Annotated in this window: 9 protein-coding genes; 8 read left to right on the forward strand and 1 reads right to left on the reverse strand. The window is 72.5% G+C overall.

Annotated elements, in window-relative coordinates; all coding sequences use genetic code 11:
- The first annotated feature begins 88 nt into the window (after positions 1-88).
- The 4 genes from dapF to hflX all read left to right on the forward strand — a co-directional run bounded on the left by dapF (position 89) and on the right by hflX (position 6,519).
- Positions 89-964, forward strand: coding sequence for a diaminopimelate epimerase (gene dapF / locus DEJ51_RS24945; RefSeq protein ID WP_150259851.1), 876 nt, complete (start codon positions 89-91; stop codon positions 962-964).
- Positions 965-1,104: 140 nt separating this feature from the next.
- Complete coding sequence (locus tag DEJ51_RS24950; protein ID WP_150259852.1) at positions 1,105-3,189, forward strand: RelA/SpoT family protein; 2,085 nt, start codon at positions 1,105-1,107, stop codon at positions 3,187-3,189.
- Between the two features lie 160 nt (positions 3,190-3,349).
- Positions 3,350-4,876, forward strand: a complete 1,527-nt coding sequence (locus DEJ51_RS24955) for a M1 family metallopeptidase (RefSeq protein WP_150259853.1) — start codon at positions 3,350-3,352, stop codon at positions 4,874-4,876.
- A 140-nt stretch (positions 4,877-5,016) separates the two neighbouring features.
- The gene (gene hflX / locus DEJ51_RS24960) at positions 5,017-6,519 is read left to right on the forward strand and encodes a GTPase HflX (RefSeq protein ID WP_150259854.1); all 1,503 of its coding nucleotides are present in this window, start codon (positions 5,017-5,019) and stop codon (positions 6,517-6,519) included.
- Between the two features lie 133 nt (positions 6,520-6,652).
- On the opposite strand, the gene DEJ51_RS24965 is transcribed toward hflX, so the two are convergent.
- A complete protein-coding gene (locus DEJ51_RS24965; RefSeq protein WP_150259855.1) occupies positions 6,653-7,822 on the reverse strand; it encodes a trypsin-like serine peptidase in 1,170 nt (389 codons plus the stop codon).
- A gap of 187 nt (positions 7,823-8,009) precedes the next feature.
- Between DEJ51_RS24965 and DEJ51_RS24970 the strand changes: the two genes are divergently transcribed.
- The 4 genes from DEJ51_RS24970 to DEJ51_RS24985 all read left to right on the forward strand — a co-directional run bounded on the left by DEJ51_RS24970 (position 8,010) and on the right by DEJ51_RS24985 (position 14,510).
- Positions 8,010-9,494, forward strand: a complete 1,485-nt coding sequence (locus DEJ51_RS24970; RefSeq protein ID WP_223835953.1) for a diaminobutyrate--2-oxoglutarate transaminase family protein — start codon at positions 8,010-8,012, stop codon at positions 9,492-9,494.
- 323 nt (positions 9,495-9,817) lie between these two features.
- Complete coding sequence (locus DEJ51_RS24975) at positions 9,818-11,773, forward strand: IucA/IucC family protein (RefSeq protein WP_411757399.1); 1,956 nt, start codon at positions 9,818-9,820, stop codon at positions 11,771-11,773.
- A gap of 31 nt (positions 11,774-11,804) precedes the next feature.
- Positions 11,805-12,518: a GNAT family N-acetyltransferase gene (locus DEJ51_RS24980; protein ID WP_223835954.1), complete on the forward strand. Its 714-nt coding sequence runs from the start codon at positions 11,805-11,807 to the stop codon at positions 12,516-12,518.
- Between the two features lie 99 nt (positions 12,519-12,617).
- Entirely contained in the window at positions 12,618-14,510 is a 1,893-nt protein-coding gene (locus DEJ51_RS24985; protein WP_411757349.1) for an IucA/IucC family protein, read from the forward strand.
- The last annotated feature ends 49 nt before the right edge of the window (positions 14,511-14,559 follow it).

Here is a 14,559-nt window from a genome sequence, read left to right on the forward strand (position 1 = left end):
CCGCCCCCGGACGGGTTCCGACCCCTGGACGGGTCCCGCCCCTCGGACGGTGCGGGGCCTCTGAGCTGGGGCTCGGTACGATGGGCGGGTGACGCAGACCACCCTCCCCTTCCTCAAGGGCCACGGCACCGAGAACGACTTCGTGATCGTCCCGGACCCGGACAACGCCATCGAGCTGCCCGCGGCCGCCGTCGCGAAGCTCTGCGACCGGCGCGCCGGAATCGGTGCGGACGGCGTCCTGCACGTCGTCCGCTCCGCCGCGCACCCCGAGGCCGCGCACCTGGCCGACCAGGCGGAGTGGTTCATGGACTACCGCAACAGCGACGGCTCCATCGCCGAGATGTGCGGCAACGGCGTGCGCGTCTTCGCCCGCTACCTCCAGTACGCCGGCCACGTCGAGCCCGGCGACCTCGCCGTCGCCACTCGTGGCGGCGTCAAGCGCGTGCACCTCGACAAGGGAGGCGACGTCACCGTCTCCATGGGCCGCGCCGAGCTGCCCGCCGGCGAGGTCACGGTCAGCGTCGACGCCCGGAGCTGGACCGCGCGGAACGTGAACATGGGCAACCCGCACGCGGTGGCCTTCGTCGAGAGCCTCGACCACGCCGGGAACCTGTTCGCCGCCCCCGCTTTCAGCCCGGCGTCCGCCTACCCCGCCGGAGTCAACGTCGAGTTCGTCGTCGACCGCGGCCCCCGGCACGTCGCCATGCGCGTCCACGAACGCGGCTCCGGCGAAACCCGCTCCTGCGGCACCGGCGCCTGCGCCGTCGCCGTGGCCGCCATCCGCCGCGACGGCGCCGACCCGGCCGTCACCGGCGAACCGGCCGCGTACACCGTCGACCTCCCCGGCGGAACCCTGATCATCACCGAACACCCCGACGGGCAGATCGACATGACCGGACCGGCCGTGATCGTGGCTGCGGGGGAGTTCGACGGGGCCTGGCTCACCGAAACGGTATTCGGCTGAAGCTTCCCTCTAACGGGTGATCCGTTTCACGCTGAGCGAGAGGTGGACTGCGCCACGTGGTGGGGTCGGTAACATCAGGCACCGGCCCTGAGGGCTCCACCCATGCCCACCACCGCCGGTCGAAGCCGCCGGAGGTGCCCATGAGTGCAGAGGCCACGAACCCCGAAGCACACCCCGAAGCGCGCCCTGAGCTCCGCAGACGTGGGCGGACCAGGCTCGATCTGCGCCGGCTCGGGCGTGCGGCCCTGCTCGGGCCGACGTCCCGGGACCGGCTTCCGGACGCGATCGGCCATGTCGCCGAGGCGCACCGAGCCCACCATCCGGACGCCGATTTGTCCATTCTGCGCCGCGCTTATCTCCTCGCGGAGACCTCACACCGCGGTCAGATGCGAAAAAGTGGTGAGCCGTACATCACACATCCACTCGCCGTCACCCTGATCCTCGCCGAACTCGGCGCCGAGACCACCACCTTGACGGCCTCTCTGCTCCACGACACCGTCGAGGACACCGACGTGACCCTCGATCAGGTCCGGGCGGAGTTCGGCGACGAGGTGTGCTTCATCGTCGACGGCGTCACCAAGGTGGAGAAGATCGACTACGGTGCCGCCGCCGAGCCCGAGACCTTCCGCAAGATGCTCGTCGCCACCGGCAACGACGTCCGCGTCATGTCCATCAAGCTCGCCGACCGGCTGCACAACATGCGCACCCTGGGCGTGATGCGCCCCGAGAAGCAGGCCCGCATCGCCAAGGTCACCCGCGACGTCCTCATCCCGCTGGCCGAACGGCTCGGCGTCCAGGCCCTCAAGACCGAGCTGGAAGACCTCGTCTTCGCGATCCTGCACCCCGAGGAGTACGAGAGCACCCGCGCGCTCATCGCCGCCCACGCCGGGGAACGCGACCCGCTGCCCGCCATCGCCGACTCCGTACGCGGCGTCCTGCGCGACGCCGGAATCGCCGCCGAAGTACAGGTCCGGCCGCGGCACTTCGTCTCCGTGCACCGCATCGCCCGCACCCGCGGCGAACTGCGCGGCTCGGACTTCGGCCGCATCCTCGTCCTCGTCGGCGAGAACGCCGACTGCTACGCCGTGCTCGGCGAGATGCACACCTGCTTCACCCCGGTCGTCTCGGAGTTCAAGGACTTCATCGCCACCCCGAAGTTCAACCTGTACCAGTCGCTGCACACCGCCATCGCCACCCCCGAGGGATACGTGGCCGAGGTCATCGTGCGGACCCGGCAGATGCACCGCGTCGCCGAGGCCGGGGTGGTCGCCCTCGGCAACCCGTACGCCACCGCGACGCCGGACTCCGCCACCACCGACCCGGACGAGGAACGCGTGGACCCCACGCGGCCCGGCTGGCTGTCCCGGCTGCTCGACTGGCAGCAGTCCGCTCCGGACCCCGACACCTTCTGGACCGTGCTCCGGGCGGAGCTGGCCCAGGACCGCGAGATCACCGTGTTCCGGGCCGACGGGGGCACGCTGGGCCTGCCCGCCGGAGCCAGCTGTATCGACGCGGCCTACGCGCAGCACGGCGCGGCGGCCCACGGCTGTATCGGCGCCCGCGTCAACGGGCGCCTCACCTCACTGTCCTCCCCGCTGTCCGACGGGGACACCGTCCAGCTGCTGCTCGCCCAGGACGCCTCCTCCGGACCCGCCGCCGAGTGGCTGGACCACGCCCGGACCCCGGCGGCCCGGATCGCCATCAGCAGCTGGCTCGAAGCCCACCCCGACCGGGCCATGGCCACGACCTCCGCCGCCCGGGCGCCGCTGTCGGTGGTCGGGGCCCGTGGCGGCGGCGGCAACGCGGTCGCCGATCTGCCGGACGCCACCGTGCGGCTGGCCGGCTGCTGCACCCCCGTGCCGCCGGACGCCGTCGCCGGCTTCCTGGTCCGCGGCGGCGCCGTCACCGTCCACCGCATCCACTGCGCGGCGGTGGCGCAGATGCGTGCCGTGGGGCGCACCTCCGTGGCCGTGCACTGGCGGGCCACGGCGGACTGCCGGGTCACCCTGCTCGCTGAATCGTTCGGCCGCCCGCACCTGCTGGCCGATCTGACCGAGGCCATCGCCCGCGAGGGGGTCGAGGTGGTCTCCGCGACCGTGGAGCCGCCGGTGGAGCAGCGGGTCCGGCACAGCTACACCCTGCAGCTGCCCGACGCGGCCGGGCTGCCCGCGCTGATGCGGGCCATGCGGGACGTGCCGGGCGTGTACGACGTCAGCCGCGTGTAGTCGCCGGCCGGGTGCGGACGCCGACGGGGTGTCGACGTCAGCCGCGCAGACGCCGGCCGGGGTGCGGACGTAGGCCGGAACGGCTCCGGACGGCCCCGTTCGGGTGGACCCGTCGCGCGCCGTACACGGCCGTGCGGCGGGCGCTGGTAAGCGGTGGTGGATGCAGCTCTCCTCCCCGCGCCTGCGCGCCGCCCTGCTCGCCGCGGCCTCCCTCACCCTCGTCGCCGCCGTCCTGCCCCCGCCGAAGGCACTGGGCATCGGCGACCGGCTCTTCCCGGAGCTCGGCAACCCCGGATACGACGTGCTCTCGTACGACCTGTCCTTCGACTACAAGGACAACCTGACCCCGCTCGACGCGGTCACCGTCATCGACGCCCGCGCCCTGGAGCGGCTGGAGCGCATCAATCTGGACTTCACCCACGGCAAGGTGGCGTCCGCCGAGGTCAACGGGGAGCCGGCGCGGTTCGAGAGCGTGGCCGAGGACCTGGTCCTCACGCCCGCGCGCCCGGTGGCGGACGACATGCCGCTGCACATCACCATCCGGCACACCAGCGATCCGCGCGGGCGCGGCGACGGCGGCTGGGTGCCCACCGAGGACGGCTTGGCCATGGCCAACCAGGCGGACGCCGCGCACCGCGTCTTCCCCTGCAACGACCACCCCGCCGACAAGGCGTTCTTCACCTTCCGGATCACCGCCCCGGCCGGTCTCACGGCCGTCGCCAACGGGGAGCCGGTGGCCCGCGCCGTGCGGCTCGGCCCGACGACGACGTGGACGTACCGGACCAGGCACCCGATGGCCACCGAACTGGCACAGGTCTCGGTGGGCCGCTCCGAGGTCGTGCACGGCACCGGACCGCATGGGCTGCCGCTGCGTGACGTGGTGCCCGCCCAGGACCGCAAGCGCCTGGACCACTGGCTCAAGAAGACCGCGGGCCACATCGAGTGGATGGAGGAGCGGGTCGGCCGCTACCCCTTCGAGAACTACGGGGTGCTGATCGCCAGGGCCACGACCGGCTTCGAGCTGGAGACGCAGACCCTCTCGCTCTTCGAGAGCAACCTGTTCGCGGGCGAGGGCTACCCCGACTGGTACGTCGAGTCCGTGATGGTCCACGAGCTCGCCCACCAGTGGTTCGGCGACAGCGTCACCCCGCGGACCTGGTCCGACCTGTGGCTCAACGAGGGACACGCCACCTGGTACGAGGCCCTGTACGCGGACGGCCTCGGCAAGTACTCCCTGGAGCGGCGCATGCGCGAGGCGTACCAGCGCTCCGACCAGTGGCGGGCGGCGGGCGGCCCGCCGGCCGCCCCGAAGGCCGCCGCACCCGGGGAGAAGATCGGGCTGTTCCGGCCGGTGGTCTACGACGGGTCCGCGCTGATCCTCTACGCCCTGCGGCAGGAGATCGGCACCGAGGCCTTCGAGAGGATCGAGCGGCGCTGGGTCACCGAGCACCGGGACGCGATCGCGGGGACGGCCGACTTCGTACGCCTGGCCTCGCAGGAGGCGGGCCGCGACCTCACGGCCTTCCTGGAGCCCTGGCTGTACGGGGCCACGACCCCGCCGATGCCCGGGCACCCGGAGTGGAGCGGCAAGGCGGCCTCCGGGAAGGCCGCGCCGGACGGGAAGGCCGCACCGGGCGGGAAGGCCGCGTCCGGCGGGAAGGCCGCGCCCGGCGGGAAGGGCCGATAAAAGGGTGTGACCGGTGAGGAACGGGCATGTCACCATCGACAGGGCTGCGCGGGGAATCCCCCGGCGGTGTGACACGTTGGACGTGACAGCTAACGTGCCAGGTAACGTGACACGGCTATTCGAATCGACGTAAGGATCCAATGACCTCCTCTTCCCCTTCCCAGGACGCGCGGGACGCACAGGACGTGCGGGACTCGCAGAGCTTCACCGAGAGCCTTCGGGCCGATGCCCTGATGGAAGAGGACGTCGCCTGGAGCCACGAGGTCGACGGAGACCGGGACGGCGAGCAGTTCGAACGCTCCGAGCGCGCGGCCCTGCGCCGCGTGGCCGGCCTCTCCACCGAGCTCGAAGACGTCACCGAGGTCGAGTACCGGCAGCTTCGCCTGGAGCGCGTCGTGCTGGTCGGTGTCTGGACCTCCGGCACGGTGAACGACGCGGAGAACTCCCTCGCGGAGCTCGCCGCTCTCGCCGAGACGGCGGGTGCCCTCGTACTCGACGGCGTGATCCAGCGCCGCGACAAGCCGGACCCGGCCACCTTCATCGGCTCGGGCAAGGCGCGCGAGCTGCGTGACATCGTCATGGAGAGCGGCGCCGACACCGTCGTGTGCGACGGCGAGCTCAGCCCCGGCCAGCTCATCGCCCTCGAAGACGTCGTCAAGGTCAAGGTGGTCGACCGGACCGCGCTGATCCTCGACATCTTCGCCCAGCACGCCAAGTCCCGAGAGGGCAAGGCACAGGTCGCGCTCGCGCAGATGCAGTACATGCTGCCGCGCCTGCGTGGCTGGGGTGCGTCGCTGTCCCGGCAGATGGGCGGCGGCGGCGGTGGCGGCATGGCCACCCGAGGTCCCGGTGAGACCAAGATCGAGACCGACCGGCGCCGGATCCGCGAGAAGATGGCGAAGATGCGCCGGGAGATCGCGGAGATGAAGACCGGCCGTGACCTCAAGCGGCAGGAACGGCGCCGCAACAAGGTGCCCTCGGTCGCCATCGCCGGCTACACCAACGCGGGCAAGTCCTCGCTGCTCAACCGCCTCACGGGCGCGGGCGTGCTGGTGGAGAACGCCCTGTTCGCCACCCTCGACCCGACCGTGCGCCGGGCCGAGACGCCGAGCGGCCGGGTCTACACCCTGGCCGACACCGTCGGCTTCGTCCGGCACCTGCCCCACCACCTGGTCGAGGCGTTCCGCTCCACGATGGAGGAGGTCGGGGACTCCGACCTGATCCTGCACATCGTGGACGGTTCGCACCCGGCGCCGGAGGAGCAGCTGGCGGCGGTGCGCGAGGTGATCCGTGAGGTCGGCGCGGTGAACGTGCCCGAGATCGTCGTGATCAACAAGGCGGACGCCGCGGATCCGCTCGTCCTGCAGCGGCTGCTGCGGATCGAGCGGCACTCCATCGCGGTCTCGGCGCGGACCGGCCTGGGTATCGAGGAGCTGCTCGCGCTCATCGACTCCGAGCTGCCGCGGCCGGAGGTCGAGGTGGAGGCCATGGTGCCGTACACGCGCGGCTCGCTGGTCGCCAAGGCGCACGCCGAGGGCGAGGTGATCTCCGAGGAGCACACCCCGGACGGCACCCTGCTCAAGGCGAGGGTCCACCAGGAACTGGCGGCGGACCTGGCGCCGTACGCGCTCGCGAAGCGCTGAGCCTGCTCGACGTTCGACGGCTCGACGGCTGAGGCCCCCCTGCGGTGCAGGGGGGCCTCAGCCGTTCGCAGACGTTCAGGGTTCGGGGCTACTCGAACTGCTCGAAGCGGTCGAAGTGCTCAGGGCGCCCGGACTACTTGAACTTGGCGCTGACGGCGTCGAAGATGCCCTTCGCCTCCGGACCCAGCCGGGGTCCGGCCAGCCAGCCCGCCTTGGCAGGGCCGATCGAGGTGTTCGACACCAGCGCCGGCTTGCCGTCGGAGCCCGCCGTGACCCAGCCGCCACCGGAGGAGCCGCCGGTCATGGTGCAGCCGATGCGGTACATCACCGGGTCGTTCGCGTTCAGGGACAGCCGGCCCGGCCGGTCCGTGCACTGGAAGGCCCGCTGGCCGTCGAAGGGAGCCGCCGCCGGGTAGCCCGTCGCCGTGATGCTCGCGACCTTCGGCACGGCCTGCGCGTTGAAGTCCACCGGGAGCGCCGAACCGACCGTCTCCTCCAGGGACTTGGTGCTGCCCTTCTCGGGAGCCACGTGCAGCACCGCGAAGTCGTACGGGGCACCCGCGCCGCCGGTCGGACCGCCGCTCGCGATCCACTGGTCGGAGGTCTGCGCCCAGTCGCTCCACCAGACGCCCAAGGGGGCGACCGTCTCGCGGGGCGCGCCCTTGAGCTGCGCCGCCGGCTTGCCCGCGTTGTTGTAGGAGGGGACGAAGGCGATGTTGCGGTACCAGCCGCCGGCCTTGCCCGCGTGGACACAGTGGCCCGCGGTCCAGACCATGTTCGACTTGCCGGGGTGGGCCGGGTCCTTGATCACGGTCGCCGAGCAGACCATCGAGCCCTCGGGGCCGTCGAAGAACACCTTGCCGGACGCCGGAACGCTCGTGTGGTAGGGCGGGTTGGCCTGCTTGGCGGCCACCGGCGGCGGAGTCGGGTCGGTGACTCCCTGGTCCTTGCCCGCGTCGGGGTCGACGGCCGGGCGCTGCGGCTGCTCCGCGTCACGCATGCGGTCCGGGTCCCACAGGCCCTCGATCACGGGGTTGATGTAGTCGCCCGCCTCGCGGAGCCAGTCCTCCTTCTTCCAGTTCTTCCACTCACCCCCCTTCCACTTCTCCAGGTCGATACCGTGCTCCTTGAGCTTGTCCTTGAGCTGGTCCGGGATCTTTATCCCGTCCTGGCCCGGCAGGCTCGCCGCCACGGTCGGCTTGGCGTCGCCGCCGGCCTCCCCGTCGCCGGGGCCGCAGGCAGCCGCGGTCAGCGCGAGCGTGGCCGCGCACAGGATCGCGGTGACCGGTCGGTTCGGTCGCATGTCGTTCGTCCCCCTGGGTGTTCGAGGAATGGAGTAGCCCCCCACTATGCCGCTGTCGCCCAGGACGACACAGGCCGGGGCTGCGGTTCCTGGTGCTCACCCCTTGCGCAACAAGGATCTTGAGTCAACCCGTGATCGGTTGCCGTCACCGTCGTTGGTACGTACGGGGGATGGGGGAGCAGCGTTCATGTTCGAGACGCAATCCGGAAGAGCAATCAGTGCGGGAGGACCGACACGCGTGGCTGTCACCGACTCGGCCGAGGCTGCGGCCGCGACAGAGATCCCGCCTCAAGTGCCGCCGCGGGGAAGCCGGGTGCCGGGTCCGGAACACGTGGACTGTCCGGATGGTCCGGACGTGAGTGGTGCGCCGGGGGGATCCGCCGCCCCCGAGGGCATCCTGCGCAGACAGGCACAGCGGGAGTCCGCCGCCCGGACGTACGCGCGCTCGCTGCCCATCGTCCCCGTGCGGGCCCGCGGGCTCACCATCGAGGGCGCCGACGGGCGGCGTTACCTGGACTGCCTCTCCGGCGCCGGCTCGCTCGCCCTCGGGCACAACCACCCGGTGGTGCTCGAAGCCATCCGGGGCGTTCTCGACTCGGGGGCCCCGCTGCACGTGCTGGACCTCGCCACTCCCGTCAAGGACGCCTTCACCACCGAGCTGTTCGCCAACCTGCCGCCCGCGCTGGCCGCCGACGCGCGCATCCAGTTCTGCGGTCCGGCCGGTACGGACGCGGTGGAGGCCGCCCTCAAACTGGTGCGCACCGCGACCGGCCGACCCGGGCTGCTCGCCTTCACCGGGGCCTACCACGGCATGACAGCCGGGGCCCTGGACGCATCGGGAGGCGCCCCCGAGGTACGGGTGACCCGGCTGCCGTACCCGCAGGACCTCCGCTGCCCGTTCGGAGTCGGCGGCCCCGAGGGCGCCGAACTCTCCGCGCGCTGGACGGAGAACCTGCTGGACGACCCGAAGGGCGGAGTGCCCGCCCCCGCCGGAATGATCGTCGAACCCGTGCAGGGCGAGGGCGGCGTGATCCCCGCCCCGGACGGCTGGCTGCGCCGGATGCGGGAGATCACCGCGGCGCGCGGAATCCCCCTCATCGCCGACGAGGTACAGACGGGCGTCGGCCGGACCGGTGCCTTCTGGGGAGTCGACCACGCCGGGGTGGTGCCCGACGTGATGGTCCTCTCCAAGGCGATCGGCGGCAGTCTGCCGCTCGCGGTGATCGTGTACCGGGCGGGCCTGGACGTCTGGGCCCCCGGCTCGCACGCGGGCACCTTCCGCGGCAATCAGCTCGCCATGGCCGCCGGTACCGCCACGCTCGCCTTCGTCCGCGAGAACCGGCTCGCCGAGCGCGCCGCCGCCCTGGGCGAACGCATGCTGGCGGCCCTGCGGGGCCTGGCCTGCGGCCATCCCTGCATCGGAGAGGTACGGGGCCGGGGCCTGATGATCGGCGTCGAACTCGTCGACCCCGACACCGGTGCCGCCGCACCCTCCCTCGCCGCCGCCGTCCGCCAGGAGTGCCTGGACCGCGGTCTGATCGTCGAGCTCGGCGGCCGCCACGGCACCGTGGTGCGCCTCCTTCCCCCGCTGACCCTGACCGACGAGCAGGCCGCGGCGGTCCTGGACCGCCTGGCCGACGCCATCCCGGCCGCCGCCCGCCGGACCCACTGACCGCACCCCGAGGACCCGCGATGCCAGACCCGCACCAGTCCACCCCCGTCACGGAGACCCAGCCGCTGTCGTGCGACCGGCCCGCCCCACCGCCGGGACCGGCCCAGGCGCAGCCCCAGCCGCTCCCGGACCACGCGGAGGCCCTCGCCCCGGAGCAGCCGTCACCGCCGCCCGGCACCGCGGCGCCGCTCCCGGAGGCCGTCGAGCCGCCCTCCCCGGCGCCCAGGCCCGACGTGCCCGAGCCGCAGGGAGCTGGCTCCGCGGCCGGACCGCCGGCGCGGACCGTACCCGCCGAGGACGCACCGGCCCCGCCCCCGGCCGGCATGACGCCCCACGCCGACGCAGCCACGGAACACCCGCAGCCGGGCCCGGCGGGCGTCTCCGCCGCGCCGCCCGAGCAGCTCCCCCCGGCAGCCGCGGCCGCGACGGCCACCGCGGGGAGCGGCGCCGGGGCAGCGGCCACGGTGCCGCGGCAGAAGGACGGCACACCCAGGCCCCGTTCCGGTTGGACGAGCCCGCTCCGGCTGGAGCCGACCACACTGCCCGACCTCCTCAACCACCCAGACCCGGCCGTCGCCGCCGAGGCCGCGGCGGTGGAGAACCTGCTCCGCTGCTGGGTCCGCGAATCCGGTCTCGGCCGTCCCGACGGCTCCGCCGGAACCCCCCTGCGTATCCCCCTTCCCGCTTCCGGTGCCGCCCTGCTCGTTCCCGTCCGCCACTGGTCACACTCCGGCTGGCACCGGTTCGGCGCGGTCCGGCTCGAAGGCACGACCGCCGCAGCCCCCTCCCTGGACGCCGTCACCATTGCCGCGCTCATCGCCCGTGAGGGCACGAGTGGCGGCCGAGGCGCCGCCGATCTCGTCGGCCGGGTCGCCGACTCGGTGCGCCGCACCGCCGAATTCATCGCCGACCGGCGGGAACGCCCCACCGCCCCGGCCCCCGTCAGCGGAGACCGTTTCCTCACCGCCGAACAGGCACTCCTCCTCGGTCACCCCCTCCAGCCGGACCCGAAGAGCCGCGAAGGACTCTCCGAGGCCGAAGTACGCCGCTACTCACCCGAACTCCACGGCTCCTTCCCCCTGCACTGGTTCGCGGTCGCCCCCTCTGCTCTCGCGAGCGAATCGGCCTGGACCGAGAGCGGCCGCCCCGTCTCCGCCCCACAGCTCCTCGGCCGACTCGCCCCCGGACTCCCGCTGCCCCACGGCACCACCCCCCTTCCCCTGCACCCCTGGCAAGCCCGCGACCTGCTCCAGCGCCCCGCCGTCACCGCCCTCCAGGACGCGGGACTCCTGCACGACCTGGGCCCGCACGGCGACCCGTGGTACCCCACCTCCTCCGTCCGTACCGTCCACCGACCGGGCGCCCCCGCGATGCTCAAGCTCTCCCTGGGCCTGCGCATCACCAACTCCCGCCGCGAGAACCTCCGCAAGGAACTCCACCGCGGAGTCGAGGTGCACCGACTGCTCCGCACCGGCCTCGCCGAGCAGTGGCAGGCGTCCCACCCGGCCTTCGACATCGTCCGCGACCCCGCCTGGGTCGCCGTGGACGCCCCGGACGGAACCCCCGTGCCCGGACTCGACGCCCTGCTGCGCCACAACCCCTTCCGTTCGGGCGACGACCCCGTCTGCATCGCCGCACTCACCGCTCCCCGTCCGTGGCCCGGCCGGACCACCATGAGCTCCCGGCTCGCCGAGCTCGTCACCGGGCTCGCCACCGCCACCGGCCACACCACGTCCGCCGTCGCCGCCGAGTGGTTCCTGCGCTACCTCGACCACGTGGTGCTGCCGGTCCTCGCCTTCGACGCACTCGCCGGAATCGCCCTCGAAGCACACCAGCAGAACACCCTGGTGCTCCTCGACCCGGCCGGCTGGCCGATCGGCGGCCGCTACCGGGACAACCAGGGCTACTACTTCCGCGAATCACGCCGCGCGGAACTGGAGCACCGGCTCCCCGGCATCGGGAGCGCCAGCGACACCTTCGTCTCCGACGCCGTCACCGACGAACGCTTCGCCTACTACCTCGGCATCAACAACGTGCTCGGTCTCATCGGTGCCTTCGGATCCCAGCGGCTCGCCGACGAACGGGTCCTCCTCGCCGCCTTCCGCCGTTTCCTCGCCAAGGCCGCGGGCCTCGGCCCGCTCCCCGCACGGCTGCTCGACTCGCCCACCCTGCGATGCAAGGCGAACCTGCTCACCCGCCTCGGCGGTCTCGACGAGCTGGTCGGCCCGGTCGACACCCAGTCCGTCTACGTCACCATCACCAACCCCCTTCACGATTGACGCGTCGGCGCCGACGCGGAGAAGAGCCCCGATGCCCTCCACCGACACCTCAGCCCCAGCTCCGACAGCCGGATCCGCCCACGCAGCGCGCGTCACCACCCGCGTTGCCGAAGTCGGAAGCGGAAGGCGCGAACCACGCCTGAACGCCGAACTCCTGCCCCTGCTCGCCGAAGCCGACCTGCTCGATTCCCCCGCCATCTGGGGCAGTGTCACCACGCCCGCCGGGGCCTTCCGCCTCGATCCCGTGCGGCCCGGTCGTGACCTGGAGCTCCTCACCGGCTGGATGAACGATCCCGAAGTGGCCGCCTACTGGGAGCTCGCGGGCCCCGCAGCGGTCACCGCCGACCACCTCAGGGCGCAGCTCGACGGCGATGGCCACAGCATCCCCTGCCTCGGCCTCCTCGACGGCACGCCGATGAGCTACTGGGAGATCTACCGGGCCGACCTCGACCCGCTCTCCCGGCACTATCCGGCGCGCCCCCACGACACGGGTATCCACCTGCTCATCGGAGACGGCACGAACCGTGGCCGCGGACTCGGAACGGCTCTGCTGCGCGCCGTGGCCGACCTCGTCCTCGGCAACCGCCCCCGCTGCACACGCGTCGTCGCGGAACCGGACATCCGCAACACCCCCTCCGTATCAGCCTTCCTGAACTCCGGCTTCCGCTGCTCCGCGGAAATCGACCTTCCCGAGAAGCGGGCCGCCCTGATGATCCGGGAGCGGGTACTGCGCAATCTCCTCTGAGTGCCGTCCCGCGAACCCCGACCGTCGTCGGCTGCTCCGCACCTCTCCCTTCGATAACTCTGCGTGACGAAGCAAAGTTCCCGACCCCCGAGGAGTCCCGTGCCGAACTTCCCCGCAGCCCACGACCCGGCCGAATCCGCCGTGCCGCCCTCGCCTCAGCACCCCTGCACGCCGCCCGAACTCAACCGTGAGACCTGGGACTTCGCCGCCCGCCGACTGCTCGCGAAAATGCTCGGCGAGTTCGCCTACGAGGAGATCATCCATCCCGTCCCCGTACCGGCCACCACCGGGGACGCCTGGACCGTGACCCTGGACGACGGCAGCAGCCTCGGATTCCGCGCCCGCCGCCGGGCGTACGGCAGCTGGCACGTCACCCCGGACACGATCACCCTGACCCCGTCGGCGCCCTCACCGATCCCACCGGCCGTGCCCGGCGTGCTGGGCGACCTCGGGGGACCGACCCCCTTCGGGGACCCGTACGCCTTCCTCATCCGGGCCCGCACCCTCCTCGGTCTCGACGGTCCCACCCTCGGTCACCTCGTCCGGGAACTCAGCGCCACCCTCACCGCTGACGCCCGGCTCGACCACACCGCACTCACCGCCGACGTCCTCGCCGACCTCGACTACGCCGCCCTCGAAGGACACCAGACCGGACACCCCTGGCTCGTCCCCAACAAGGGCCGCATCGGACTCTCCGCCTCCGACACCGAGGCCTGGGCCCCCGAGGCCCGCACCCGCCAGCGGCTGCCCTGGCTCGCCGCCCACACCTCGCTCGCCGTCTACCGCGGGACCGCCGGCCTCGAGGACCCCGCCCGCCTCTACACAGCCGAGCTCGACCCCGTCACCCGGGCCGTCTTCGACCGGTCCCTGCGCGACCGCGGCCTCGACCCGCTCCACTACCTCTACCTCCCGGTCCACCCCTGGCAGTGGGACGAGGTCGTCCTGCCCCTCTTCGCCCCCGCGCTCGCCTCCGGCGCCCTGGTACCGCTCCCCGCCGACCCCGACGTGCGGCTCCCGCAACAGTCCGTCCGCACCTTCCTGAACCTCAGCCGCCCCGACCGGCACAGCGTCAAACTCCCGCTCTCCGTCTTCAACACCATGGTCTGGCGCGGACTGCCCAGCGACCTCACGCTCGCTGCCCCCGCCGTCACCGCCTGGATCCACTCCCTCCGGGACGGCGACCCCTTCCTCCGCGACGAGTGCCGGGTCGTCCTGCTCGGGGAAGTCGCCTCCGTCACCGTCCGCCACCCCGTCTACGACGAGCTCCCCGAGGTTCCGTACCAGTACAAGGAGCTCCTCGGCGCGATCTGGCGCGAACCCCTGACCGGCCTGCTGGCACCCGGCGAGCGCGCGCGCACGCTCGCCTCCCTCCTCCACACCGACCCGCGCGGCCGGTCCTTCACCGCCGAGCTCGTCGCCCGGTCCGGACTCACCCCCACCGTGTGGCTCCAGCGCCTCTTCGCCACCCTCCTGCCCCCGCTGCTCCACTTCCTCTACCGCTACGGCACCGTCTTCTCCCCGCACGGCGAGAACGTCGTCGTGATCTTCGACGAGTGCGACGTCCCGGTCCGGCTCGCGGTCAAGGACTTCGTGGACGACGTCAACATCACCGACGAACCGCTGCCCGAGCTGGAAGACCTGCCCGACGAGGTCCGCGCCGTCCTGCTCACCGAGCCCGCCGACTTCCTGCCCCAGTTCATCCACTCCGGACTGTTCGTCGGTGTCTTCCGCTACCTCTCGGCCCTGTGCGAGGACTGCCTGGGCGTCCCGGAGCGCGAGTTCTGGTCCCTCGTACGGGCGGAGATCCTGCGCCACCAGGCCCGCTTCCCGGAGCTCAAGGACCGCCACGAGCTCTTCGACCTGCTCGGCGAGCGGATCGGACGGCTCTGCCTGAACCGGAACCGGCTCTACGAGGACGGCTACCGCGACCGCCCCGACCGCCCCCACGCCGTGCAGCACGGCACCGTCCCCAACCCCCTGTACCGGCCATGACTGCTCGCCGGTGCGCTCGCTGTCAGTGCGGCCCCGTAGGGTTGGCAGT

The organism is Streptomyces venezuelae, assembly GCF_008642275.1.
Classification (GTDB): domain Bacteria; phylum Actinomycetota; class Actinomycetes; order Streptomycetales; family Streptomycetaceae; genus Streptomyces; species Streptomyces venezuelae_E.